This is a genomic window from Bacteroidota bacterium (assembly GCA_016713925.1).
GTDB lineage: Bacteria > Bacteroidota > Bacteroidia > AKYH767-A > OLB10 > JAJTFW01.
This window is the reverse complement of the sequence record JADJOH010000007.1, coordinates 1,279,077-1,303,759: the sequence shown is the minus strand read 5'-3', so window position 1 is coordinate 1,303,759 and position 24,683 is coordinate 1,279,077. Positions and strand designations below refer to the sequence as shown.

The following is a 24,683-nucleotide window of genomic DNA, read 5'->3' as shown; positions in this document are numbered from 1 at the left end:
AACATTAATTCATAGAAGCCATATGTCCATTTTTTTCATTTCTGTCCTCATCCTCTTTGGCATACTATTGATTGTCCTTGAAATTCTCATTGTTCCCGGTTTTATTGTGGGGATTGCCGGTGCTGTGTTTGTAGTAATGGGCATTGGCTGGACCTGGCAGGTGTACGGTTCCACTACAGGAATCATCGTGGCCTTGATCAGTATTTTTGTGACTGGACTTTCGATATGGTCAGCTTTAAGAACATCTTTCTGGAAGAGGTTCAGCCTGCACGATAAACTGGAGGGAAGAATGAATGTCATTGACGAAAGCCGTGTAAAAGCAGGCGATCGTGGTGAAGCGGTTTCCAGTTTACGACCTATGGGCACAGTGCGGGTCAATGGAGAACGCTATGAAGCCGCAACTGAAGGAAGGATGGTTCCTCCCAATTATCCGATCATTGTGATACGGGTAGAAGGAAATAAACTCATCGTCAAACCGATTGAATAGTTCTACAATTAAATTATCTTCGTAAAAAAATCACCCTATGCAAATTCCATTTCTTTTACTTGTCATTGCCGGAGCTTTTATTTTTATCATGCTCTTCCTTTATTTTGTTCCTGTCAACTTATGGATTACGGCTGTATTCAGCAATGTCAAAATCAGCATCATGAATCTTATCCTGATGCGATTGCGGAAAGTACCACCGTCTATTGTTGTCAATGCAATGATCACGAGTACCAAGGCCGGATTAAATGTCACGACCAATGATATCGAAACCCATTTCCTTGCCGGTGGTAATGTGAATAATGTCATAAAGGCATTGATCTCTGCAGATAAAGCCAATATTCCCCTGACCTTCAAGATGGCTACTGCTATCGATTTGGCGGGAAGAGATGTGGCGGATGCGGTGCAGTTATCTGTGAATCCACGGGTAATTGACACACCTCCTGTTTCTGCAGTAGGAAAAAACGGAATTCAATTGATCGTAAGAGCTCGCGTAACCGTACGGACAAATATCAATCAGTTGGTTGGTGGCGCCGGTGAAGAAACCATTCTGGCGCGTGTTGGTGAAGGTATCGTAACTACCATTGGTTCTGCCCATGACCATAAAACCGTTTTGGAAAACCCTGATCAGATTTCAAAAACCGTTTTAAACAAGGGACTTGATGCCGGAACAGCATTCGAAATTCTATCTATTGATATTGCCGATATTGATGTAGGTGAAAATATTGGAGCGAAGCTTCAAACTGAACAAGCCTCTGCCGATTTAAAGGTGGCTCAGGCGAAGGCAGAAGAGCGCCGTGCTATGGCAGTTGCCTTTGAGCAGGAGATGCGTGCAAAGGCGCAGGAAGCCCGTGCAAAGGTGATCGAAGCAGAAGCACAAATTCCATTGGCCATCTCTGAAGCCTTCCGTTCCGGACATTTGGGCGTGATGGATTATTATAAATTACAAAATGTGCAGGCAGATACAGCTATGAGAGATTCCATTGCCAAACCCGGCGGACAAGGTCAGGTGGTGCAGAGAAGAAGTAGGAATTGATGAATTGATGAATTGATGAATTGATGAATTGATGAATTGATGAATTGATGAATTGATGTCCCGAAGCCTCGGGATGATGAATGTTTTGAATGAATATAACGTTGTTGTTTTAAGAAAAGTCCTCCGTGATTCTTCGTGTCCTTCGTGCCGTGGTAAAAAGGGATAGTTCCTTTGAAGACAACGATCACCAATCATTTAATAATCAATAAAGATTATTCTATAATTCAAATTATTTTAGTTCGAAAGAACCTGGATCGATTTCCGTTTTATTGAAAGACGATAGCTTGACGGCTTGAATACGTATTGCTGCTTAATTCCAAAAAGTAAATTCCCGGTTTCATTCCCTCTCTACTGATTTTTATTTCAGATGTAATGTTATCCATGAGGAATTCCTGCGCTATTTTGCCATCTATGGCAACGATGGAAATCTTCACGTTTTCAAGAGGGATGCTTATGCGGAGATAAAAGAATTCTTCAACAACAGGGTTTGGATAGAGTGTGATAAATTCTATTTGCGGTAATGCATTCAGGTGAGTCGACACTACAGGGTTGGATAGCTTCAGGATATATGCATCTCTGGAGTTTACAGCGGTCAATGGAGTGGTTCCTGAGCCCGGTTCAAAGTCGACGACAAAAAATTACCACTCATAAGTTCCGTTCGACCCCTGCACCCCCGCCCCCCCCCGGGCGGGCCCGCGTTAATCGCGCCGCGCGTGCGCGGCCTCCCCCCCCGCGCCGCGGGCCCGCCCCCCCCCCCCCCCCCCCCCCCCCCCAATGAATATAGACTAATTGTTTAATAAAAATCCTCTGTGCCCCTCAGTGACCTAAGTGCCTCCGTGGTGAAAACGATAAATCCTTCGAGGACGACGATCTCTACTCAACTAAAATTTGATAGTTTTTGACGAAACACTTTCCGCCTCAGTAATTAAATTGACCAGATAAACCCCCTTCGCACCCATTCACGTATCTCTCCCGTCACTACCCTCCCGCTATCACCTCAATTTTTTTCTCGACACCAACCTCCCTCTAGCCTTGGGGCGGAATCATATCCACCACATTATACCATGCCAACACCTCCTGCTCCGGACATCCCCCCAACCCGACCAACCACCCAGCGCCGAGCCGAATCGATGTGGGGAGGCCAAGAGAACCCCGTTCTAAGTTAAAACTGAAGGTAAACGCAAGCAGATCCTAGACTATCGGGATAATTAATTACACTTAAGTTATTATTTACTGTGGTAAATGCTGTGCTTGTATCTGGATAAGGCCAAGAATAATTTCCATCGGCGGCAGCAATATAAATTTTACCATCCGGTGCTAATTTCATAGTCCTGGGGCAACTGAATGACAAAGTGTCGACAACAAATTTGCTCGCTGCGATATTTTGTTGCTAATAAATCATATTGCAATAAATAGTAGGTTGAGTTTGACTGTGATAAATCAATTACATAAAGTTTTGAATCATCCTTGGAATAGGCACATGTAGTAACTGTATGGGTATAGGGTGAAGTAGCCGGTTCCTGTTCTATCGGAATTGTAGATGTGATTGTTCCTGACATCGATCAAAAATTGTAAAGTTCAATCATGCCTAACCATGAAACTTGGGCAAACGGAGCCGTTGCTATTAAATATTAATTGACCTCCTCCCGTTTTTCGCAAAGTGCCAATATTTTGAATAAATGGACCTGAAATACCTTGTACATTTACCAGAAATAAATAAAAGAATTAAAGGGATAAGCTTGTTGTATATCTTTGAAAACCACCCACCAATCCCTTCCATTACCATGACGCACCCCATAAACCATCGAATGCTAAAATTATTCCATTGAAAATTTTTTGCAACACAAAACCCCGAATCATTATTCGCTTTATAATTGATAATAGATGAGTAAAGCATCATTTGTAACACCTTAGTAAGCAAAAAATCAGGAATCATTGCGTTGATAATAGGTTAGAATGGTACCAAAAGCCACCGAGATGTTGGTAGAATCACCAATTCTTTGATGATACTTATTCCAGACATAACAACCGGGCCCAAATTATCCTGCAGAGTAATCCAGTGCTATCTCCTATGGTTGAACTTCCGTTTCTTCGATAGTAGGCGGCGTTCCCAACAACAGGGTTAGATGGAATGCTCCAATCGATATATGCACTATCACCAAATACCCAATGGTTGTTATTAAATTGAGCAAATACCTTCCCACCCCCAACAACCGCAGTAATCAACAACAAAGCGCAGAAGAATTTTTTCATCACAATAAAATTACGGAAAAACCTTGAAATAGCAGGCAATTAATAAAATTCTGGTGGGCCGCAGATTTGTTAAGATTATTATGATTTATTATGACATTGCCCTGCGACCCCCGCGTATCTTAGCGACCCCCGCGCTTGCCTGCCGGCAGGTAGGGTAATCTGTGCAGACAGGGTTGTTAAAAAAGCGAGCAGCGAGCAGCCAGAAGCAAGCAGCAAAAAATACTATTGAAACCTAAAATCTTTACTCACCTAAAATTTGACTAACTTAGACGAAACACTTTCCGCCTCAGTAATTAAATTCACCAGATAAACCCCATTCACGACCGTATTCATCGGTATTTCTCCCGTCACATACCCTCCCGCTATAACCTCCACTTTTTTCTCAAACACCAACCTCCCTTCCATATCAAACAACCGCAAACTCCCCGTTCTTCCTTTGAGTTTGGAGGCGTTGACGTGAATCATATTCCATTCACTGTTATACCAGGCTTGAAAACTGCCCCCAACCCCCTCTTGTCCTGCGGACGAGGGGACAACCCCACACTCAGCGTATCACAAGGCGAGCCCACCCAAGCGCCGAGCTCGTAATCGGGGTTGTTGGGAAGGCCGTAATAGGTTCTGGCACCACCAAGGTAAAAACCAAAGGGTTGAAAATCGCAGGCTAGACCGAGTGAATCGGGTTGGTTGATGACGCTGAGGTTTTCATTAATGAAATTCCAACAAGTGGGTGGGTAGGGCCATCCACTGCCTAAGCCAAAATAACTTGAGCTGATGTAAATTTTACCATCCGGTGCTAATTCCATTCCTGCCGGACTGGCATCCATTGGAAAAGAATCGACTAAAATACGGGAAGCGGGTATGTTCGTTGCTGTTAGATCAAATTGGTATAGTTTACTCCAAATATTATACTGTTGTTGGTTAGATATTGCATATAATTTAGTACCATCCGGTGAAAAAACTGCTGCATGATAAAATTTAAATGGACCTCCTGGAGAAGATGGAGTTTCCACAATAACAGGGCTGTGTAAAAGCCATAACATCGGTCAAAATTAATGACACCAATATAATTGTTTAAGCTCGATATAACAAGTTTTGTACCTTGAGCATTGAAGCTAATATCTCCTAAATTTCCAAAAATTGAGTACCCTACATTTTGCACAGGGCGAGGATGAATACCAGTGGAATCAACTCTATAAACCCAAAATTCATTATTGGGTATGTTTCCTGGAGCATAAGTATATCGGCGTGTTACTAACCACCAGTCACGACCATTTCCATGCCTTACAGCAGCCAGCATATCCTGTACAGGATGATTTTCTATCTGAACATTCTTTTGTACAACCTGACCAAGCCCACCTTGCAGTTTCATATCCACTACACAATAAAATAAACCTGTATCCGGTACCACTACGCCCGCCATAATTACATAGAACGTACTATCAGTAACAGACTTAGGAAGAATGATCATATCATGATACCATTCACCGCCAACAAGGGTATCACCATTGAATAATTTATTGTGATTTCGGTTGAACAATTTTCCTTTTCGCACCAAACCATTATGAGAGTTGGTAGTATTTCCTGATGCACCATAAAATATTAAATTACCTAAACTGTCACTAATTGAGGAACATCCCGCTCGCAAAAACGAAGAACCGGATTTGAAAAAGCTCATTGGTGGAGTAAAATTAATTCCGGCACTATCTCCAAAGCACCATATATTACCCTTGAATTGAGCATACACGCTCCCACCCCCAACCACAGCAGTCATCAACAACAAAGCGCAGAAGAATTTTTTCATCACAATAAAATTACGGAAAAAACTCTGACGGCTCTTTATTATCGCTTTTATGGAGTGGCTCCGCTATCGCTCCGCCGCTCCCTCCTTACCCGAATTGCAATGCCCTGCACGATCGCTTTCAGCGATCTCTGTTTGTTTAGCCCTGACTTTATGAATGCGGGGCATTTAACAGCCAGCCCAAACTCACTTATCGTAGCAATCCGGGTCGCGGAGGGAGTGGCTCCGCTGGCGCTACGCCGCTCCCTCCTTACCCGAATTGCAAATGCCCTGCACGATCGCTTTCAGCGATCTCTGTTAATTTGCGGCCATCTTTATGAATGCAAGCATTCAACAGATACCCACAAATTAACAGAGGCTCCTTTCGGAGCCTCGTGCAGGGCATTTATTAGTGGTCGCGGAGGGATTCAAACCCCCAACCTTCTGATCCGTAGTCAGATGCTCTATTCAGTTAAGCTACGCAACCGGTTTCCTTTCGGGGTGGCAAATGTAATGTAAATTTATGTTTTGGCAAAAAGGAAATTGTGGTGAAATTGGGTTGGGATTTTTTTAGAGGAAATTTGTGGGTGCAGGACCAGGAATTGAAATTCAAAAAGAGACGTTGCGATGGTGAACAATTCCTTTTTTTTCTTTTAGGGACCTGCATTTTTTAAATGCGGCATTGGTTCCCTTGGTTTCTAAGCCGTGAAAAATGGTGTAGTATTTCTGATGAAGCATTGAGAAATAAACGCTTAGTTGCTTTTGCTGGTCATTAAATGAAGTGGGTAATTTGAAATAGAGTTCCAGCCGGCCTTTGGGAGGGAGTGTTTTTGTGGCGCGGTATTTCTCGGGAAGAAAAGGATTGTTGCTCTTGCCTAAATACAAGGTGATCTCCTTTCCCTTTGATTTATTTTCCTCCCATTTATAGAGATTGATAAACGGAGGGAGGGCGGCTTCCTGGGTATGTAAAACCATGATGCTGTCGTTGGAGGAGTTCCTGATTTCAACAGAGTAAATGGCATTTTCATCTCCGTTGGGATCATAAACCTTTGAAACCAGAAAATGCTGAGCCCTGAGTGGATATTGTATCCCCAACAGGAGTAAACCTGTGAGAAAAAGGATTTTTGAACTACCGGCAGTCATTTCAAGTGTTAAATTACGAAAAAAAGTACCAAGTGGGGAGGATAAACAAATAATTTTCGGTTTTGGCAGAAAGAGGATGAAGTACGGGCGCATAAAACATAAGGTTTGCTGAACTTTTCTCCTTTCAAATTCTCCCTAAAAACAAAAGCCCTCCTGTTTGAGGAAGGCTTTTGCTGTATATATCAAGTATTATGACGTTTTTACGTTTACTTTTTTCTCTTCAATACGTGCACTCTTACCAATCATATCTCGCAGATAGAAAATACGTGCGCGACGTACTTTACCGCGTTTGTTGACGTCGATACGCGTGATTTTTGGACTATGAATCGGGAAAATACGCTCAACACCTACTCCACCGGAAATTTTACGAATGGTGAAGGTTTCGGTATGTCCGGTTCCACGGCGCTGTAAAACAACACCTTGGAATTGCTGTTCACGCTCTTTGTTTCCTTCTATAATTTTATAAAAAACTGTGATGGTATCTCCGGCTTTGAATTCAGGCCAGCTTTTCATTTCAACCAGTTGCTCTTGAGCTACTTTCATTAAGTCCATGATCTTCTTTTATTACCCGCTTTGGGGCTGCAATATTAGTGAAAAAAATACTAGGTTGTTTCTAAAAATCATATAAAATATCCCATAGGCAGATAAGTAGAAGATATGCATCTTTTAAATTATTGTAATTCACTTATTTAGAATATAGCTGAAAGTGGATGAATTCTTAAAAATTGTCTTCAAATTCGATACGCAGCCGGAATTTTCATAGCATTCAGAGTTGAAAGTAACCATAGGCTGTAGTTTAATTTTCAGGAAAAGCAAGGGCTAAACGTTACGCCATGAAGTTCCTTAGTCGGCTTTCAGGTCTTCATAAAAGGTCATCAAGTCCTTTCCAATTTGGTGGTTGTTGAAAGATTTCATGACAAATGCCCGGGCATTATTTCCGAGTTCTTCCTGCAAATGCGGCTGTTGTAAGAGCAAGATAACTCTTTCTGCAAATTCTTCCGAGGAATCTGCCAACAAAAATTCCGAGCCGTTTTTTCCGGGAATACCTTCTACGCCGATGGAAGTTGTAACGATCGCTTTTCCCATCGCCATCCCTTCAATGATTTTAACTCTCATCCCACTCCCGCTAAGCAAGGGAACAATCATTATTCCTCCTTTGCCGATGAATGCTTTTCCATCGGGAACAAAATCGCTGACGGTGATCTGCTCGTTTGCCTTTGACTTCACAGAGTCCGGCATTTTTTTACCGGCCAATGCCAACTTCGCCTGCGGGACTTTGGAAATAACGATCGGCCAGATCGATTTCAGAAACCAATCGACACTTTCCTGATTCGGAAGCCAATCCATAGCACCAATATGAAAGACCAATTGAGGATCCGGTTTTGGAAAGGGATGGTACTCGTTAATATTTACACCCACAGGAGCAATGGTGAGCGGGACTTCTGTGCCTAAGTCGCGAAGTATTTTTACATCTTCAGGCGTCATGGCCACAATAGCATCTACCTTGTTTAAAGCCAACTGCTCATAATGCCTTAACCTTTCTGAAAGTAAATTGAGATACCATTTCCTCAGTGGATTTGTTGCTGCCATTGATAATCTCTTCCAGATGAGGTGTTCAATATTATGCGTTCGCAAAACAACATTTGCCGTACTGTATTTTCTGATGGTCTCGATATACGGGATCATGTAAAGGCTTTCCAGTTGTACAATATCGAACTGCTCCTTTTTCAGAATCTCAATTAATTTTTCCTCAAAATCACGACGGATGAAACGGACAATATGATAGGATTCACCGGTGAAAATATTGAAGAGTGCAGCAAATGGATTGATGCGGTTATCAAGGAAAACACCTTCAATGCGTGTCATGGCAAGGTAGTCCTTGTCGAGGGTATTTATATCCGCAAGTTGCTTGATGGTGTTAAAGGAAAGTACCTTTAAGGTGGCTCCGTTTTCATGCAAGGACTGCTGCATATGATACATGGCAATACTTCCACCATCTACGGGAGGATAAGGGACACGAATGCACAATTGAAGTATGTTCACAGCAGATTGGATTTTTTCTTTTTCCTGAATATTTTAAAGAGATTCCGATAAGCATCACCATCTAAAATCACGGAGTCATGCGTGGCTTTATAAATCAGAAAAATTCCGATAGGCAATAAAATAAAGGAGGATAACCACATCCCCCGCCAGGCAGGAATGATACTTTCCTTTGCAAATTTTTCACCGGTAATACTGGTGATATGATAGGCCAGAAAAAACAATATTGATATTACCAGTGGAAGTCCGAGTCCGCCCTTGCGAATAATTGCTCCCAACGGAGCACCTATCAGGAAGAGGATGAAACAGGCTGCGGATAAGGTCAGTTTACGATGCCATTCCACTTTAAATCGCGACATCTGGTACATTCTGGAATCTCGTTCGTCTTTAACTCCGGTGAGATAGGTCTGCATGGATCTCGCCTGGTTCATGGCATTGTCGAAGACCTGCGTGATGAGGAAGGAAGGCATACTATCATTTAAACCAATGGCAGTAGCTGTCGTAATTCCTTTGTCGAAACGGGAGGAGTCACGCAACATTAAAAAATAGGGCTGCATATGCACCGTTGATAATTTCTCTTTCTTATCATAATCCTGCGTGAGACTGTCAACGGCTTCATTGAGCTGAGAGAGATTCATCATCTGATGCCCCCCTTTAAAAAGGTCTTCGTTGGTACGGTTTAATTTAAACTGAGAGAGGTCGAAGCGAATAATATATTCTTTAAACGCATTTCGCATCAGGGGATGGGTGTCAATACCTCCTTTATTTTTATTCTGCTCTTCGTAGCTGGTGCCGTTGAATAAGGTAAGAATCAGAAATTTTTGATCATCGGTGGATTCCATTTTTCCACTCTCTGCCATCACGACTTTTCTGTTGCCCATTCCCCCGGTATGATCATAAATCATCACCTTGCGAATGGTTTTTCCGTCCTTGCCCTTCTCCCCGACTTTGATACTATAGCCTTCGATACCATTGTAAAAAACACCCTCCCGAATAGACAATGCCGGCTTTTGCTGTCGGATATCGTAGAGTAAGGAACCCATTTTTAAATTGGTATAGGGCAGGATATTATTCGAAAAGAAAAAGGCAAGTCCGCTGATCAGGAAAGCTGTGATAAACAAGGGTAGCATGATACGCTGTAAGGAGATACCGGCGGCCTTTGCAGCGGTGAGTTCAAAGTGCTCTGCCATATTTCCAAACGTCATGATGGAGGATACAAGAATCGCCAGCGGGAGCGCCAACGGAACCAGATTGGCAGCAGTGTAAAAGAGTAATTCGGCAATGACTATTCCATCCAAACCTTTTCCAACGAGATCATCAATGTACTTCCATAAAAACTGCATCAATAGTACAAACAGGGCAATGAAGAAGGTAAGGAAGAACGGCCCGACAAAGGATTTAAGCACTAGCGCATGGAGTTTCTTCACTGATTGCCGGGATTGGATGTGCAAAAATACCCTAAGTTTGGCTAAAAGCGTAAACATGAGCAATATTATTCTTGATAAGGAGGAGTTCGCCCTGCTTTCTGATGCAGAAATATTTTTGGTGAAGAAAAGGTTAAGTGAGAAATTGAATATGTTATTATCGGATTGTATCAAAAATATTGAACATTGTTTGGGGGAACATCCCGGTTTTCTAGAGGAGGAAGTAGTGATGAATCGTCCAAAGATCAGTAAAGGAGAAAATTATCTCTCTTTTCCCTGGCAGATCTTAGATTACCCCCGTTTGTTTGGTCGTGAGGATATTTTTGCTATCCGGACGCTTTGTTGGTGGGGACAGAGTTTTAGTATTACCTTGCATTTATCCGGGAAATATGCTGATCAATTTCATGGTAAATTAAACAGTCACCTGGCCCTCTTAGCCGAGAACGACTACTTCGTTTGCGTAAATACGAATCAATGGCACCATCATTTTGGTTCTGACAATTATTTATCTGCAGGTGAACTATCAGGAATCAACGAGTCGATTACTTCCTTATACGAGCGAAATCACTTTATAAAAATCATGAAGAAAATTCCATTGTCCGATTGGATGAGGCTAACTGAAAAGTCCGGTAAAATCTACCATGAATTATTCAGGATAATCAGTTCTTAGTTATGGTTTATTTCAAAGACTACCTAAAAGCATTCTCAGTTTTTGTACTTGCGATTCCCAGAGACGAATGCTGGTCTCCCGTTCACCCGGATTTGCAAAATCAGTGATCAGTAATGCAATGTCGGAGGTAATATCGTCTTCCTTTATTTCAAATTGAAAATAAGTGCCATCGGTATCGTCGAGCCATTGAAACCGGACCAGGTGTAAATCCCGAAGGGCAACCAGTTTAGCGACAGACTCCCCTCCTTCCCAAACGAAGGTATAAACATCATCTTTAGTATGCACTTCATCTGCAAACCAACCGGCCAGACCGCTGGAATCACTCAGTGAAGTGAATAAGATTTTTGGAGAAGAACGGAATTCAAATTCCACCTGATATTTTTCCTTCGTGGTATTGGTAGGTTCCGGGAGTTTTATGGGTTGAGATGGAGGTTTTGGAAGCGGTTTAGGTGCTGTAGTTCCGGTAGAAATTCTGGGACGAAGCTTGGAGAGATCCATGGTCTCTTCTAATTCCTTAATCACTTTCTCCGCCTTTGCCTGAAGAGGATCCGGCGCATTTTTATCGGCTTTCATCTTCTTTAAGAGCGCCTCTTTTGAGGTGTCCTTTTTATCCGATTTAAGCGCTACCGGTGCTTTTATTTCTTTAACACTCTTGTCTCCTTTAGGGGAAATGGGTTTAGTAACCGCAACACTATTCGCTTTATGGGATGCCGGCTTCTTTGCTATTTTACCTGTATTCCCTTGAGGAGATTTTACAGGTGCCTTTGCAGGAGACTTCGCTGAAGAGGGCTTAGCTGTACCTTTTTTTGCAACCACTTTTTTAGCAGGGGTTGCTTTTGATGAAACAGTAGTTTTTACCTGCTTTTTGACCGGGAGTTTTTTAACTGCTTTTTTTGAGGTAGTAGCAGCGGATTTCTTCACTGCTGTTTTCTTCTTCGCCGCAACGGGTTTAGTTACCTTTTTTGATGCAACAGGCTTCGCTTTCTTAGTAGCTATTGCTTTTCCAACTTTCTTAGGTGCAGATTTTTTCACCACTTTTTTTGATACTGCCCCTTTTTTAGATTTTGCTGAAGCCATAGGATTCGAAATTGTATTTCACAATAATGTTCGGGACGAAATATAGTTAAAATTTAAAACGAAGTATCTTTATGTCCACAATTTATATACACGACCGATTGATTTTTACAACCACCCACTATGAGATATAAAATATTGATATACAGTACAATATTTATCCTATCCGTTGTTTTAGCCTACTACGCTAATTATGCAATGGTGTATAGAATCACTGCCATCGTACTCAGCAGGGTAGCTATTGCCTTTAGCCTTGGTTATGGCTTGTATCTATTGTTCTCAGACAAGGCCTGGCTCAACTTGAATAAGTATTTACTACTGATCTGGACCGGTCCGCTGATCTATAGTCTGAGTAAATGGTTGGTAATTCCGGTACTGCTATTAATTTATGGTGGCGAAAAAATAAGCGAATGGCTGAAAGGAGAAAAGAACAGCAGTACTCTCGATTTAAAGACATTTAGAGCCAGGTTATTGTTTCTAATGCCCGATATAATTGGAGTTGCTTGTACCTTTTTTATTGTAGATATAGTCAGGGAATTCACCGTTTGGAAAAAGATTGTTTTAAATCCCGTAGGTCTTGGAGCGGTTGGTTTCTTCATCCTATTGTTCCTTGTTCTTAGATACAAGGAGAAAGCGGATAAATGAGGAGGATGCTCTGCTCAAATTATTAACGTAACAGGCAAAGGAAATACTGTCTCATGAAAAGTGAAAAAGGGAAAGCATAGACATTGTTTTCTGCTTTCCCTTCCTCTTATAATATGGATGATAGTTTCTAGTGAATGATCGTAAATAGTCTGGTGGAAACGAATCCGAACGGATCGGATAATTTAAGGAGATATGTGCCTTGTGGATACGACTGGGTAGCCAGTGTAAATTCATTTGCCGTTGCCCGAACCGCAGTGTTATCCGAGTGTATGAGTTTGCCAAAGACATCATACACATTCAGAATTAAATCACTCCCCGAATGATTATTTAATTTCAGCGTAAGCTTTTCATGAGAAGGATTAGGATAAATTGAAGTGATATAATCCGTTTTAGTTTCATTCAGTCCGGCACAGGATAATACTTTCGTAGCTTGAATATTTTTTACGGTACAACCGTTGTTATCCGTATAGCTATACTGTACGAGTATAGTGCCTAATCCCGCCTGACCGGGAGAAAATGAATTTCCATTCACGCCTAATCCTGAAAATGTTCCTCCTGAGGGACTACCTGTGAGGATGGCTGTAGATTGATTCTGGCAATAATTAGTATCTAAACCCGAAATACTCACTATAGGAGAAGAACCGCTAAGCACCACATGAACGGTATCCGAATTTCTGCATATGCCCTGCGTACCATCTACAGAAACGATATAAGTACCACTTTGAGAGATGGAGAGTTCGTTGGAAGTGTTGCCGGATACCTGTGCGCCATTGAAATACCAGGAATAAAATAAGCTATCACCAAAAGGTGTTTTTAATGTCGCCGAGTTACCGCAAAGATGAATCGTATCTTCATCCGCCAACCATGCTACAGGTATACAGGACGAAGTATCAGCAATTTTTCTAACCTGTCCATTGTATAAATTAGCCACATAAAGTTCACCTCGAAAATCCTGACCAAAGCAACTGATGCCTGCACCTGTCCAGGAGTTATTCGTTGCATGAATAAATTGATTTCCTGTTTTTTTAATCGTTCGGATACTGGGCACACAGAAGTCGGAGAAAAGATAATGTCCAAAAAGATTGGCATATTTAGATCCCCGGTAGACTTCCCCGCCGGTAACACTGCAATTGCCATTGGCATGCGCATACTCATGTACAGGCATAGTAAAAGCAGATGGAGCCTGACAGCCGGTAAGATTAAAGGCTACAGATGCCTCATAACAACGCCAGCCGTAGTTTTCTCCACCCGGTGATGATGCATCCTGATAGTTAATTTCTTCCCACACATTCTGTCCTACATCTCCCATCCAGAATCCTCCGGAGACCTTGTCGAAACAGGCTTTCCATGGATTTCTGAGACCGGAATTCCAAATCTCAGGAAGATAAGCACTGTTATTTATAAATGGATTATCCGGTGGAATGGCAAACAGGTTTCCATGGTTGACATCAATGCGTAAAGTTTTGCCTAGTCGGTCGAGTGTATTTTGTGAGTGGTTTTGCGGGTCATTGGCATTCCCTCCATCTCCCATCGGAATATATAAATAGCCATCCGGACCAAACATAAGATCTCCGCCATTGTGATTCGAATAAGGTTGGTTGATGGTCATCAAGACTATTTCGCTGGAAATAAGAGCACGGTTGGAATCGAGAGGGTCAACACTGAATCGGGCGATTCGGGTATGACCGGAATTATTGATATAGTTCACGTAAAAATGACCATTGGTTTTATAATCCGGATGAAAGGCTAATCCCAGGAGTCCCTGTTCATTTCCTGTAGAGAGTACTTGCGGATTGATGTCGAGAAAGGGAGTTGAGAGTAAAGTATCATTTAAAACAACGCGAATCCGTCCGTCCTGTTCAACAATGAATAGCCTGCTGTCATTGCAATGTGTTATATCAACCGGTTTCACCAGACCGCTAATAAATGGTATGGTATTCAACTGTGGATTTTGAGCAGATACAATTCCGCTGATCAATACCATCCATAGTAGTTTTATTGAATTTGACATTTTCCTTGGTTTTTTTCAATTTAACGAAATGCAAAAAAGGAAGGTTGCAGAAATCGTAGTTTTATGACACTTCGTTGCAGTTAAAATTGTGCAATATTTCGTTTGAATTTCTTTAGAAGACGCTGTTTACGAGTGTTATAACTAAATGCTATATTCTGAAACAGTGAACAAATTCTCCTGAAACTTACATCAGTGACGCCAACAACATTTCCATGAAACATTTTATTTCGATTTCAATTGTTCTTATTTTGTGGACGTGATAAAGTTTCGTCCCTATTTTATTGTACAGATGTTGAATTTCAAAAGTCTATGCCAACGCCATAAGTTTCGCATTGGAGTCGCCATTGCAATTTTGTTACTGGTGTCGGTTGGGCTCATCTACATCAGCAATGAAATCGTTGAAAAGAATACAGAGCAGTTCGTGTTCGATAAATTGCAGGAGATTCCCGAACATCAGGTAGGAATTGTATTGGGTACGAGCAGATATTTAACAAATGGTAAGCCTAACCCCTATTTTGTTTTTAGAATTCAAGCTGCAAAGGCTTTATTCTTTTCCGGAAAAATACATTATCTCATCCTGAGTGGAGATAATCGATTTTACTCCTATAATGAGCCGCGCGAGATGCGAAAGGATTTATTAAGAATGGGGATCCCCGACTCTGTCATCTTCATGGATTTTGCAGGATTCAGAACATTGGACAGTGTGGTACGCGGGAAACGGGTTTTTAAACTGAAGAAATTCACCATCATTTCTCAGGAGTTTCATAATCGGAGAGCTGTATATATCGCGCGTCATTTTGGAATTGATGCAATAGCTTTTAATGCGGCAGAACCCACTCCCCTGTTTTCTCTGCGCGTAAAGTCAAGAGAGTATCTTGCACGTGTAGCCATGATCTTTGACTTATATGTGCTCAACAGTGGTCCTCATTTTTTGGGTGATGAAAAATTACCGGAGGATGCTTATTCCGAATAAAATAAGAATAGAGAAGACTCGAATGGATTGGAATTTAATGTTGCAAAATATTTACAGGAACGCGGATGATGCGGATTTTCAGATGAACGCGGATTTTAATGGGGACCTGCGGTTTTTCAGATTTACGCGGATTTTAATAGGAGCCTGCGCGTTTGCGAATGAACCATTCCAGAGAGAGCAAGAGGACAATCAATGCGAAAATAATGGGGAGATTGAGTAATTCTTCAAGACGCTTATGCATAAAGGAGATGCTCTTCAAGTTTTCATTCTTTTTAATGGCAGCAACCAGATCATCCGTTTTGCCGGGGTAAAATACCGCAGCTCCTGTTTCCGCTGCAATAGCATTCAGCAACTGATGGTCGGCAATGGTAATTGCGGTTTCAATCTGCAAGGCACTTACACTAAATTCCCCTTGTTGTGATAAAATGCGATCATCCAGCTTCACCTCTGCTCTAAACTTATAATTTCCGATTGGAAAAACACCGGCATTCAATGTATACGTATTTTCTGATCTCGACATCGTAAATGGAAATTCCTTTCCTGCCTTATTGATAATTCTGAAATTGACTTCAGGAACAGATGTCAGTTGATCAGATTGATTGTAGAGTCTGGCGTCAAAGAGTAAAGGTTCGTTTTCCTTATAGTTGCTTTTCGAGAACACTCTGAAAGGACTTCTGTTTTCCTTTACTGCTAAATATTGAACGATTTTAAGAATCAATTCACGACTTAAATCATGGCTTTCGTTCTCATTAAAGTCATTTAACTTCCATCTCCAGATACCTTCACCTGCCAACACTGCTCTCTTTTGACCATTGACATCACTAAAGAATAGCAATGGCTGCCCTGAATTCACTGTCCCGATTTTTTGCTCGAGCAGGGTATAAATATTACTTTGAGCCTGATAAACACCAAAGGGGACTTTCAGTGGTGGCCATGTGCCGATGGCTGATTTTAATTCTTCGCTAACAACAAACAAACTGAAATTGTCGGCAAGTCGAGCCTGAACATCGTTTAATTGTTGATTGGACTGCGTCACCTTTACTCCCGACCCCGTAGCGTTGAAAGCATCGATGGCAGTTGATGCACCAAGGATATACCAACAGGAGATACCCGCAGTGTTAATTTTCTCAATCAGCTGTTGGCCATCAAACACATTTCCCGGAATATTATGCAAAATAATCAGATTGTATTCCGTGATCCCTCCTGTAAATGCAACTGCGCTTTCAGCTTTAATTTCATAATTCGGACTACTTTCAAGAGATTGCCGGATGGCAGAAATATCAGGATGAGGTGCAGCATAAAGAAGTAACACCTTTTGTTTTTCGGCGATGACTTCGATGAAAATATCCCGGCTATTGTTTACCTCTGTCAACTCCCCCTCTACTCCCGATAATTTAATTTTATAATGATGAATGCCTTTTGATTTTGCTTCCGGAAACAGGTTCACGATCGTATGGTAATTTTTACCGGTAATGTCCAGAGACCGTGTAAAGATGACTGTACTATCCTCTTCCACCGTTAAAGTCGTTTTACTTCCTGCTGCTTCTTTTGCATCTACAATAATTTCCAGGGGAAATGAATTGCCCAGAAAGGCTTCACGGTTATGGTTTACCGCTGAGATAAAAATATCTTTCCTGATAGTCGTATCTCCAATGGCAATGCTATAAATCGGGACTTTTAATCGGCTTGGACCATTCAGTGGACTTGAGCCATCGTTATAAAGACCATCTGTTGCTAAAATAATGGCTCCCACATTTCTATTATCAAATTGAACATCCAGATGTTTAAAGAGCCGACTGAAATTGGTGGATGCTTCACTGAAATTATACCTGGGTGAAGCTTCAACCTTATCCCCAAATGAAAAAAAGCGAACATCATAATCTGCAGAAAGCTTATCCCGCAAATTATTCATATCATTTTGAATCTCACCCTTAATGCGAATCGAATCCTTGCTATTCAGTATTGACCTGGATTCATCTAAAGCAACGATAACTATTGGCTTTTCAATATCGCGGCTCAGTGACCTGATCATCGGTCCCAGCAATAAGAAGCTGAGAAGGCTGACCAGCAGAAACCGGGAGAGCACCATAATTCGGGCGGTCCATACCGACATCTCACTCAATAGAGGTGATTTTCGATACATCAGCCAGGCATAAAGAGCACCGGCCAGCAAACAGAAAGTAATGTACCACCAGGGGTACGATATGATTAAGGATATTCCCACGCGGTGCAAAATTAAGGGAAAGATGGTCAATGAACCCTATCGATTTCAAAATGTGAAGGATTTTATAACTAATCGATTGTTTACGACTGAAAAGTTGATTTTGAGGTGAGTATCAGTGGTATGAGTAATGTGTGAAGTACTTTTTTGCACTGGAAAGAATTGGCATTTTTCATAAAATGGTGTATAAATGAACTTACTGGCATGATGTGTTTATCTTTGTTGCATGCTTGTAAAGGTTCAGGGGCTTGAAAAATCATACGGGAAGCTTAAGGTTTTGAAGGGGATTGATCTTGAGATCAGTCGGGGAGAAATAGTTTCAATAGTGGGTGCCTCCGGTGCCGGTAAGAGTACCCTGCTGCATATGATGGGCACTCTTGATTATCCCGATAAAGGTCAGATTTCAATTGGAGACCAGTCCATTCATCAGTTACGTGGAGATCACCTCGCGAAATTCAGGAACCGGCATATCGGTTTTATATTTCAATTCCATCAATTACTTCCGGAGTTTACAGCTTTAGAAAATGTTTGTATGCCCGCATTTATCGCAGGTCAATCCCTGGCCGATGCCTCGTCGAAGGCAAGGGAACTTTTATCTTTACTGAATCTGCGGGACAGAGAAGAACATAAGCCTTCGCAGCTCAGTGGTGGCGAGCAGCAACGCGTAGCCATTGCCCGTGCTTTGATCAATGATCCGGAGTTGATTCTGGCAGATGAACCCTCCGGAAACCTCGATTCTGTCAATGCAAGATCATTGCATGAACTTTTTTTAGAGATCAGAACAAAATTGAGCAAAACGATCGTTATTGTAACGCATAATGAAGAGTTGGCAGAAATGGCTGATCGCCGACTGGTAATGTCAGACGGAAAGATTCTCCTCTAATTGAATTTTTTGATCTTTTTCTACTTAGCTTTTCAATGGATTTCAGTTTATAAATCCCCGTAATTTACATGTAAATAATCGTTCAATAGTTAGATTAATTTTTAATCCGTCGAACCACTGCAGTAGAAAGAAAGGATAGCAGTTTTAGTGAATACCACTACCCACTCTGAATTCAGAAGAATTTTATTGGCAAATTCCTTCAAATGAATCAGGAATTGAAATTTAATCTCAATAAAACATTCATCAACTCATCAATTCAATAATTCAATAATTCATCAATTGGCCCTCAATCCGCCAGATGAATGATCAACATAGGAATATCAGTTTTATAAGATACCCTCTTGGTTATGCTTGGATTGGCAAGTGCAGATAAAAATTTTCGGTGATGCGTTGCCAGGGCCAAACAATCCGCTTTTTCATTTTTAAGGAAGAAACTGATGCCGTCGGCAATATTCAGGTCTGTGCATACATATCCCCGCATTTTAGGATATTGAACAAACTGTTTAATCCGGTGTGTGACCCGGGTAAGGTCGGTTTCATCATGAATGAGATTCTTATTATCGACATTTAAAAGATAATTTCAGATTTGAACATCTGACCAAAACTGACAACCTGATTAGAAGCGATGAGGTTTTCATCACTGAGGTCGGTACTGAAAACGATTTTCTTGAAGCCATTGAATTTTGCCTTTTGCGGAATGAGCATCACTTTACAAGGGGCTTCACGTATCACTCTCGAGGCGTTACTTCCAATCAGAAACCGTTGAACCTGCGTAGATGCTGTTGTGGCCATCACGATCATATCCACCTTTTTTTCTGTAGCAATTTCCACTGTTCTTGAAGAGGGCAAGCCTTGTTGCAGAATAAGTTCAAACTGCACATCCTTGACATGCTCCAGCATTTTGGTATAAAATTTTTTGAGTTGCTTAAATGCGGATTCACGTAATAATTCAAAATCAAGTTGCACACTCGAAACGGTTACATCCGTATAGATCACAGGAGTTTCGTAGGCATGCATTAAAATGATCTTACTTTTAAAGGTGCGGGCTATTTCTACAGCATATTTTACTGCATTCTCTGAACTTTTCGAGAAATCAGTAGGACATAAGATAGTTTTCATGGTGATTGGTTTTATGGATGATTAGAATTTAAGAATGCAATTTATGCTTTTTATTTTGCATGAGGTTATGGGTGTTCCAGTCAATTTTTTTACGAATTCAGCTTTTCGGTAACTACAGTCATGCACCGAGCAAATATTACAGGGTATTTGCTGGCAGGGGTCGGTATGTACAAAGAGTTCTACATGATTGTTGAAGTCGCGGTTGAGATCACTTTCCAGGATTTTAATATGACGATGAACTTCATCCAATGTATAATAAAAAGGTAAAGTCAAATGACAGTCCACATGCAAATAATGTCCGAATTTTTGTAATCGCAGGTTGTGAACATCAATCCATGCATCATTTCTGTACAATTGCAACGAATGAGATAGTTTTTCAATAGTGGTAATATCGGCTTTATCGAGAAGTCGGTCAATCGATTCTTTTATCAATTGAAATCCACTGAACATTATATGCAATGCCAATAAAATGGCAAGTAAAGGATCTACCCAAATCCATCCTGTCAATTTAAAGAGTAAAAGTCCTGCCAGCAAACCAATGCTGGTTAAGGCATCCGTTCTGAAATGCTGACCATCCGCTTTAAGAGAAAGCGATTGGAATTCGTCGCCTTTCCTGCGCAGAAAAGCACCGGTATACCACATTGCAATCGCCGAGACGGCCGTTAATATCAAACCTAAATCTACATCTTTCAATGGAGCCGGTTGAATCAGATCCAGAATGGATTGATAAATAATAAAGATTCCCGTTCCAAAGATTAAGGCTCCTTCAAATCCCACTGTTAGGTATTCCACTTTTCCATGTCCGTAGGGATGATCCTGATCCTTTAATTTGGAAGCATAGATTAAACTGTATAAGGTGAAAATGCTGGTGGCAATATTTATTAATGATTCTAAGGCATCGCTAAGGATAGCTTGAGAACCTGAACTGTACCATGCCAAAAATTTGACAAACATGATAAGGACTGAGAAAAAAAGTACCCATTTCACCGCCGATAATTTTGAACGTATATCAATCTGGTTGTTCTTCCTCATAACATTCCATGTGAATTAGAAAAAGTCAGAAATGAAGAGGAACCCACTTTACATACCTGCTTGAAAATCCCACCGGTTATTATCATGAATTCAATACCGGAAAATGGTGAATTATTGATTTTCATAACTGTTTCAAAATAACAAATGATCAAGTGAAAGTAAGTCTGCGCCTTCCGGAAGAAGCAATAGTACGGACAATAAAACTAAACGGGGAAATACAAGTTTCATATCCCATACCGGTTCCAGTATACTCATCCCAAAGATGACAATAATTATATCTATCCCTAAAAGATAAATGGCAGGATAAGTCAGGAAGCCAACAATTAATAGTAATCCTCCAACTAATTCTAGCCATGAAGTAAGATAGGAAACTAATTTCACACTAAAAGCCGGAAAACCTTTAGCCCTGTAGCTGGGCCCTACCGTATTAATGACACCTTGTATACCAATATTGAATACTTTGTCATAACCCTGAAAAAAAAACAAAATTCCCGTAACCACTCTGATAAAGAAGGACAGAAATACGAGAGGGTCTATTAAATTTTCTATCATTGATACAGCTTTAGAACGGAACGAAAGTAATTAAAGAATTTCAACTACTGAAAAAAACGAAGGCTGTCTCAAAAAATGGAAACAGCCTTCGTTTAGCTAATGGATTATGAGACTTTTATTTTCTTAGTAGCAGAATTTTCAGTTACTTCTTTCTTTGGAAGGTCAACTTTCAATACACCGTCTACATAAGTAGCCATAATTTTATCCTGATTTACATGTTCAGGTAAATTAAATGACCTGCTGAAAGAAGAGTAATTGTATTCTCTTCGGGAATATTCTTTATCTTCTTTCTTGGTTTCCGTTTCTTTTTCGCTTGATATGGTAATGATGTCTCCATCCACTTTTATTGTAAAATCATCCTTTTTCAAGCCCGGAGCAGCTAGCTCTACATGATAAGCACTGTTCGTTTCAGTAATGTTTACTCCCGGAATGGTATCAACAAATTCTTTCCCAAACCAGTCTCCCATTTCTTTTTTGAAGAAAGGATCGAACATGCCTGAAATACTTGCCGGTTTAATTTTACCGGAATTGGTTTTAAATAATGTTGTCATGATGATTGGTTTTATTAATGTTACAATTGTAAAGGTATCCGCAAGTAGTCATAAAATGAATGATGGAAATTCGCTCAGAAAATGATCTAAATCAGGATGCGGCTATTCTGCAAAATTCCATTGAGATTTGTTGTTGCAAAAATCAGATAGTTGAATTGAAATCGTGTGAGGGCCGGTTTCCTTCCTGTTTCGAAGCCATCGTATTTTATTTGATTTGCTGTCATAAGAGGTCAGCCTCCATTTCCCGTTGACTTCAACGCTGATTCCATTTATACCGGATAGATCATCACGAATGGTGCAGGCAGCATATTCTTTACCATCAATGGTATCCGTTTCAAAAAAGAATTTGTCAATATCCGGTGGTAAAGTGTCTGCTACTACAGCGAAGTATCCGCCATTTCTGAAAACACCCCTGATAAAGCTTTGATTTATTGAATCAGGTATCGAAACCTCTAGCCGCTGGTAATTTTTATCCATGCGAATCAACACTGCTTTTTCGTATTGATAGTGTTGTTCTGATTTTAGCGGAATCCGGATTGTTCCCGGTTTATGCAGAGAGACTTCCATTTCCTGCAAGACAGGAAAGATATCCGAAATGAAAGAGTCGGAGGAGATTTTGGGAAGCTGATTCCGGCAAACGTTTTGATAGAGCGATTTTACCGGAAGATACACGCTCAACCCATTATCGAACCATTTTTCCCATTTCTTGTCGAAAGGAATTATTTCATCCGGGCAGATAGTTCCCAATGCACTGCTATCTCTCACTCTTACTATATCTACTTTTATTTTAGATAGGTTCCCTGAAAAATCACTGATTTCAATGTCGATCGTCTGTTTCAAAGAATCTTTCATTACAATAGCACCATCTCCGGCATATTTAAAAATGGAACAGGAGTCGCCGGGAAGTTTGTATAGTCGATGTGTTCGTTTCTGTCCAAAACCTGTTTTGAGCAGATCTGCGTGAGCGTTAGCGTATCTGGTTTCATTAAAATTGAAACGATCAAAATTGAATTGAAAAAGTACGGAATCTTTCTCTCGCAGAAGTCCGGAATAAATTCCCAGTCTATTTGGAGGCTCCGGATCTGTGGTCAACAGGCCAAGAAATATACTGTCCCGATAAGCTGGAATACTATAAGTGCTATCGAAACCCGGTATGATATTAATGACCGTATCAAGGATGTAATTATTTGAAATTAAATAATATATAAGTAGTTTTTCCAAAGTTGGAGGTAGAGTGTCTGAAGATGCATGTATATAGCATAATGGATTTATAGGCTCCTGACTGTGGAGATCACGTATTTCGAAGTGCAGATGAGGAGCCTGACTGGAGCCAGAGTTTCCGCTGATGGCAATCAAATCACCCTGCTTAAAGTTAAAGCGTCCCGAATCCGGAAAAAGTTCTACTTCAAAATTCTCCGTCGCATATTGCGCAGAATCGATATAGGCACCAAGCACCGGATCAAAATGATGCAAATGTGCATAAACGGTTGTATATCCCTGTAAATGATCTAAATAAACAACGTTTCCAAATCCGGTCGCACTTACTTTTATTCGGGATACCCACCCGCCCATCGCCGCTCTTACTTCTGCCCCCTCTTTCCCATCGGTTCTGAAATCAAGTCCGGAATGAAAGTGATTTGCACGAAGTTCCCCGAACGTACCGGATAGCTGAAAAGGCGTATCCACCGGGGCGATAAACTTCTCCTGGCCAAAACCAGATAAAGAAATAAAAATGAAAAAAACGGGAAAAACGATAGATTTTAGTGCAGCCGGCATAACTACAAAAGTAGTCGGTTTCATTTTCGATTGAAACTTTAGATGAATACAGAGATGTTTTAATTTTAAATTGCTTTATCAATAAGATTAAGTTATCTTTGTCATGCATTCACTTTCAAATCATTATGTCTGACACTAAGGAACTTATTCTGGTATTAAAGCAAGAACTGAAGCGCGCTTTGGAAAGACATAACACCCTCAAGAAGGATTTGATTGCAGAAAAAGAAAAACATCAACAGTTGTACGTTGAAAAACAAAAGGTAGAAGAAGAAGTAAAAGACCTGCAAGAACAGGTTAAAACTATTAAATTAGCGCAGGCAATTAACGGTAGTGACGACCAGTCTACCCGGGAATTAAAAAATCAAATCAACCGTTACATACGGGAAATTGATAAATGCCTTAACCTTATCAATCGCGATTGAAGCCGTGAATAAAACAGATTCCATTAAAATAGAAATAGCCAACAGAACTTATCCTCTGAAGGTTAGTGCAGATCAGGTAGCTATTATCGAAAAAGCTGCATTGGTGGTAAATGAACGGCTCAAAGAATATGAAATAGCCTTTGGTGTACGCGACTTGCAGGATTTGCTTGCAATGTGCGCCTTACACATGGCCGCTGAGCAACTTGGTTTTCAAAAAAACCGGGAATTGCAGGAAGATGAAATTAATAAAGAGTTGCGTTCGATAACCGAATTGATAAAAGCCTTCGAATAGAAGGATTGACGTTCTTAAAGATATAAAAGGGTAATCCTCTTCTGCAAAGAAGAATCAGAACCCGCATTCGTACTGGTCGGCGATGTAAACTCAACATACATCCACTAGGAGAAAGACTCAGGCTGCCAAGAGCAAGTCCCGCCCGACGGGAAAGCACAAATCAGCCGGCTGACTCCGACCCTGTCTATAGGGGTTTACTCGCACAGTACGAATGCGGGTTTATTATTTTATTGAATTCATCCATGAATCCATTGAATCAATAGAAAATAGGCAAAATAGATCAACGCCCGGAAAAATAGAATTGT

General features: G+C 40.9%; 26 protein-coding genes and 1 tRNA gene. 8 read left to right on the top strand and 19 right to left on the bottom strand.

The features are described from left to right. Nucleotides 1-22 precede the first annotated feature (22 nt). On the top strand, nucleotides 23-487 hold the full coding sequence (locus tag IPJ86_13745) for an NfeD family protein (GenBank protein ID MBK7888300.1): 465 nt from the start codon (nucleotides 23-25) through the stop codon (nucleotides 485-487). 37 nt (nucleotides 488-524) lie between these two features. Continuing rightward, nucleotides 525-1,520 carry a flotillin-like protein FloA gene (floA, locus tag IPJ86_13740; protein MBK7888299.1) on the top strand — a complete coding sequence of 332 codons (996 nt, stop codon included), beginning with the start codon at nucleotides 525-527 and terminating at the stop codon, nucleotides 1,518-1,520. A gap of 266 nt (nucleotides 1,521-1,786) precedes the next feature. Here the strand turns inward: floA and IPJ86_13735 are convergent, their stop codons facing one another. The 11 genes from IPJ86_13735 to IPJ86_13685 all read right to left on the bottom strand — a co-directional run bounded on the left by IPJ86_13735 (nucleotide 1,787) and on the right by IPJ86_13685 (nucleotide 10,217). After that, on the bottom strand, nucleotides 1,787-2,116 hold the full coding sequence (locus IPJ86_13735; GenBank protein ID MBK7888298.1) for a T9SS type A sorting domain-containing protein: 330 nt from the start codon (nucleotides 2,114-2,116) through the stop codon (nucleotides 1,787-1,789). A gap of 708 nt (nucleotides 2,117-2,824) precedes the next feature. Next, nucleotides 2,825-3,079: a hypothetical protein gene (locus IPJ86_13730; GenBank protein MBK7888297.1), complete on the bottom strand. Its 255-nt coding sequence runs from the start codon at nucleotides 3,077-3,079 to the stop codon at nucleotides 2,825-2,827. A gap of 451 nt (nucleotides 3,080-3,530) precedes the next feature. Continuing rightward, a complete protein-coding gene (locus tag IPJ86_13725; protein ID MBK7888296.1) occupies nucleotides 3,531-3,773 on the bottom strand; it encodes a hypothetical protein in 243 nt (80 codons plus the stop codon). A 249-nt stretch (nucleotides 3,774-4,022) separates the two neighbouring features. After that, nucleotides 4,023-4,238: a T9SS type A sorting domain-containing protein gene (locus IPJ86_13720; protein MBK7888295.1), complete on the bottom strand. Its 216-nt coding sequence runs from the start codon at nucleotides 4,236-4,238 to the stop codon at nucleotides 4,023-4,025. Further along, on the bottom strand, nucleotides 4,235-4,597 hold the full coding sequence (locus tag IPJ86_13715; GenBank protein MBK7888294.1) for a hypothetical protein: 363 nt from the start codon (nucleotides 4,595-4,597) through the stop codon (nucleotides 4,235-4,237). Before IPJ86_13715 ends, IPJ86_13720 begins: the two co-directional genes overlap by 4 nt. Before the next feature lie 47 nt (nucleotides 4,598-4,644). Next, on the bottom strand, nucleotides 4,645-5,574 hold the full coding sequence (locus tag IPJ86_13710; protein ID MBK7888293.1) for a hypothetical protein: 930 nt from the start codon (nucleotides 5,572-5,574) through the stop codon (nucleotides 4,645-4,647). A 389-nt stretch (nucleotides 5,575-5,963) separates the two neighbouring features. After that, nucleotides 5,964-6,037, bottom strand: a tRNA-Arg gene (locus IPJ86_13705). 122 nt (nucleotides 6,038-6,159) lie between these two features. After that, on the bottom strand, nucleotides 6,160-6,786 hold the full coding sequence (locus IPJ86_13700; GenBank protein ID MBK7888292.1) for a hypothetical protein: 627 nt from the start codon (nucleotides 6,784-6,786) through the stop codon (nucleotides 6,160-6,162). Between the two features lie 96 nt (nucleotides 6,787-6,882). Continuing rightward, nucleotides 6,883-7,245: a 50S ribosomal protein L19 gene (gene rplS / locus IPJ86_13695; GenBank protein MBK7888291.1), complete on the bottom strand. Its 363-nt coding sequence runs from the start codon at nucleotides 7,243-7,245 to the stop codon at nucleotides 6,883-6,885. Nucleotides 7,246-7,536: 291 nt separating this feature from the next. Beyond that, nucleotides 7,537-8,736, bottom strand: coding sequence for a glycosyltransferase (locus IPJ86_13690; protein MBK7888290.1), 1,200 nt, complete (start codon nucleotides 8,734-8,736; stop codon nucleotides 7,537-7,539). Next, on the bottom strand, nucleotides 8,733-10,217 hold the full coding sequence (locus IPJ86_13685) for an LptF/LptG family permease (protein MBK7888289.1): 1,485 nt from the start codon (nucleotides 10,215-10,217) through the stop codon (nucleotides 8,733-8,735). Before IPJ86_13685 ends, IPJ86_13690 begins: the two co-directional genes overlap by 4 nt. On the opposite strand from IPJ86_13685, the gene IPJ86_13680 reads away from it, so the two are divergent. Continuing rightward, nucleotides 10,198-10,827 carry a hypothetical protein gene (locus tag IPJ86_13680; protein ID MBK7888288.1) on the top strand — a complete coding sequence of 210 codons (630 nt, stop codon included), beginning with the start codon at nucleotides 10,198-10,200 and terminating at the stop codon, nucleotides 10,825-10,827. The two genes, IPJ86_13685 and IPJ86_13680, sit on opposite strands and share 20 nt — an antisense overlap. Before the next feature lie 12 nt (nucleotides 10,828-10,839). Here IPJ86_13680 and IPJ86_13675 read toward each other — a convergent pair whose 3' ends face one another. Next, nucleotides 10,840-11,904 (bottom strand): hypothetical protein, encoded by a 1,065-nt coding sequence (locus IPJ86_13675; GenBank protein MBK7888287.1) that lies wholly within the window; start codon nucleotides 11,902-11,904, stop codon nucleotides 10,840-10,842. Between the two features lie 120 nt (nucleotides 11,905-12,024). Between IPJ86_13675 and IPJ86_13670 the strand changes: the two genes are divergently transcribed. Then, nucleotides 12,025-12,546, top strand: a complete 522-nt coding sequence (locus IPJ86_13670; GenBank protein ID MBK7888286.1) for a hypothetical protein — start codon at nucleotides 12,025-12,027, stop codon at nucleotides 12,544-12,546. Between the two features lie 127 nt (nucleotides 12,547-12,673). Here IPJ86_13670 and IPJ86_13665 read toward each other — a convergent pair whose 3' ends face one another. Then, the gene (locus tag IPJ86_13665) at nucleotides 12,674-14,557 is read right to left on the bottom strand and encodes a PQQ-dependent sugar dehydrogenase (GenBank protein MBK7888285.1); all 1,884 of its coding nucleotides are present in this window, start codon (nucleotides 14,555-14,557) and stop codon (nucleotides 12,674-12,676) included. 289 nt (nucleotides 14,558-14,846) lie between these two features. Between IPJ86_13665 and IPJ86_13660 the strand changes: the two genes are divergently transcribed. Next, nucleotides 14,847-15,530, top strand: coding sequence for a YdcF family protein (locus IPJ86_13660; protein MBK7888284.1), 684 nt, complete (start codon nucleotides 14,847-14,849; stop codon nucleotides 15,528-15,530). Between the two features lie 133 nt (nucleotides 15,531-15,663). On the opposite strand, the gene IPJ86_13655 is transcribed toward IPJ86_13660, so the two are convergent. After that, a complete protein-coding gene (locus IPJ86_13655) occupies nucleotides 15,664-17,754 on the bottom strand; it encodes a hypothetical protein (GenBank protein ID MBK7888283.1) in 2,091 nt (696 codons plus the stop codon). Nucleotides 17,755-17,977: 223 nt separating this feature from the next. Here IPJ86_13655 and IPJ86_13650 point away from each other — a divergent pair, with 223 nt between their 5' ends. Next, the gene (locus tag IPJ86_13650) at nucleotides 17,978-18,634 is read left to right on the top strand and encodes an ABC transporter ATP-binding protein (GenBank protein MBK7888282.1); all 657 of its coding nucleotides are present in this window, start codon (nucleotides 17,978-17,980) and stop codon (nucleotides 18,632-18,634) included. 567 nt (nucleotides 18,635-19,201) lie between these two features. On the opposite strand, the gene IPJ86_13645 is transcribed toward IPJ86_13650, so the two are convergent. The 5 genes from IPJ86_13645 to IPJ86_13625 form a co-directional block, all read right to left on the bottom strand. Next, complete coding sequence (locus tag IPJ86_13645; GenBank protein MBK7888281.1) at nucleotides 19,202-19,753, bottom strand: universal stress protein; 552 nt, start codon at nucleotides 19,751-19,753, stop codon at nucleotides 19,202-19,204. 21 nt (nucleotides 19,754-19,774) lie between these two features. After that, on the bottom strand, nucleotides 19,775-20,707 hold the full coding sequence (locus tag IPJ86_13640) for a cation transporter (GenBank protein MBK7888280.1): 933 nt from the start codon (nucleotides 20,705-20,707) through the stop codon (nucleotides 19,775-19,777). 210 nt (nucleotides 20,708-20,917) lie between these two features. Then, nucleotides 20,918-21,337, bottom strand: coding sequence for a DoxX family protein (locus IPJ86_13635; GenBank protein MBK7888279.1), 420 nt, complete (start codon nucleotides 21,335-21,337; stop codon nucleotides 20,918-20,920). Nucleotides 21,338-21,441: 104 nt separating this feature from the next. Continuing rightward, entirely contained in the window at nucleotides 21,442-21,831 is a 390-nt protein-coding gene (locus IPJ86_13630) for an Hsp20/alpha crystallin family protein (GenBank protein MBK7888278.1), read from the bottom strand. A 159-nt stretch (nucleotides 21,832-21,990) separates the two neighbouring features. Continuing rightward, entirely contained in the window at nucleotides 21,991-23,688 is a 1,698-nt protein-coding gene (locus IPJ86_13625) for a M23 family metallopeptidase (protein ID MBK7888277.1), read from the bottom strand. Nucleotides 23,689-23,789: 101 nt separating this feature from the next. Here IPJ86_13625 and IPJ86_13620 point away from each other — a divergent pair, with 101 nt between their 5' ends. Together IPJ86_13620 and IPJ86_13615 are read left to right on the top strand one after the other, a co-directional pair. Next, complete coding sequence (locus tag IPJ86_13620) at nucleotides 23,790-24,086, top strand: hypothetical protein (protein MBK7888276.1); 297 nt, start codon at nucleotides 23,790-23,792, stop codon at nucleotides 24,084-24,086. A 4-nt stretch (nucleotides 24,087-24,090) separates the two neighbouring features. Continuing rightward, on the top strand, nucleotides 24,091-24,378 hold the full coding sequence (locus tag IPJ86_13615) for a cell division protein ZapA (protein MBK7888275.1): 288 nt from the start codon (nucleotides 24,091-24,093) through the stop codon (nucleotides 24,376-24,378). The last annotated feature ends 305 nt before the right edge of the window (nucleotides 24,379-24,683 follow it).

Coding starts and splice junctions, on each gene's coding strand:
- IPJ86_13685 (MBK7888289.1), bottom strand. CDS start 10,217: ATGTTTACGCTTTTAGCCAAACTTAGGGTATTTTTGCACATCCAATCC.
- IPJ86_13730 (MBK7888297.1), bottom strand. CDS start 3,079: ATGTCAGGAACAATCACATCTACAATTCCGATAGAACAGGAACCGGCT.
- IPJ86_13700 (MBK7888292.1), bottom strand. CDS start 6,786: ATGCGCCCGTACTTCATCCTCTTTCTGCCAAAACCGAAAATTATTTGT.
- IPJ86_13675 (MBK7888287.1), bottom strand. CDS start 11,904: ATGGCTTCAGCAAAATCTAAAAAAGGGGCAGTATCAAAAAAAGTGGTG.
- IPJ86_13725 (MBK7888296.1), bottom strand. CDS start 3,773: ATGAAAAAATTCTTCTGCGCTTTGTTGTTGATTACTGCGGTTGTTGGG.
- IPJ86_13640 (MBK7888280.1), bottom strand. CDS start 20,707: ATGTTTGTCAAATTTTTGGCATGGTACAGTTCAGGTTCTCAAGCTATC.
- IPJ86_13635 (MBK7888279.1), bottom strand. CDS start 21,337: ATGATAGAAAATTTAATAGACCCTCTCGTATTTCTGTCCTTCTTTATC.
- floA (MBK7888299.1), top strand. CDS start 525: ATGCAAATTCCATTTCTTTTACTTGTCATTGCCGGAGCTTTTATTTTT.
- IPJ86_13650 (MBK7888282.1), top strand. CDS start 17,978: ATGCTTGTAAAGGTTCAGGGGCTTGAAAAATCATACGGGAAGCTTAAG.
- IPJ86_13630 (MBK7888278.1), bottom strand. CDS start 21,831: ATGTTCGATCCTTTCTTCAAAAAAGAAATGGGAGACTGGTTTGGGAAA.
- IPJ86_13715 (MBK7888294.1), bottom strand. CDS start 4,597: ATGGATGCCAGTCCGGCAGGAATGGAATTAGCACCGGATGGTAAAATT.
- IPJ86_13660 (MBK7888284.1), top strand. CDS start 14,847: ATGTTGAATTTCAAAAGTCTATGCCAACGCCATAAGTTTCGCATTGGA.
- IPJ86_13620 (MBK7888276.1), top strand. CDS start 23,790: ATGTCTGACACTAAGGAACTTATTCTGGTATTAAAGCAAGAACTGAAG.
- IPJ86_13670 (MBK7888286.1), top strand. CDS start 12,025: ATGAGATATAAAATATTGATATACAGTACAATATTTATCCTATCCGTT.
- rplS (MBK7888291.1), bottom strand. CDS start 7,245: ATGGACTTAATGAAAGTAGCTCAAGAGCAACTGGTTGAAATGAAAAGC.
- IPJ86_13665 (MBK7888285.1), bottom strand. CDS start 14,557: ATGTCAAATTCAATAAAACTACTATGGATGGTATTGATCAGCGGAATT.
- IPJ86_13625 (MBK7888277.1), bottom strand. CDS start 23,688: ATGAAACCGACTACTTTTGTAGTTATGCCGGCTGCACTAAAATCTATC.
- IPJ86_13645 (MBK7888281.1), bottom strand. CDS start 19,753: ATGAAAACTATCTTATGTCCTACTGATTTCTCGAAAAGTTCAGAGAAT.
- IPJ86_13710 (MBK7888293.1), bottom strand. CDS start 5,574: ATGAAAAAATTCTTCTGCGCTTTGTTGTTGATGACTGCTGTGGTTGGG.
- IPJ86_13745 (MBK7888300.1), top strand. CDS start 23: ATGTCCATTTTTTTCATTTCTGTCCTCATCCTCTTTGGCATACTATTG.
- IPJ86_13720 (MBK7888295.1), bottom strand. CDS start 4,238: ATGATTCACGTCAACGCCTCCAAACTCAAAGGAAGAACGGGGAGTTTG.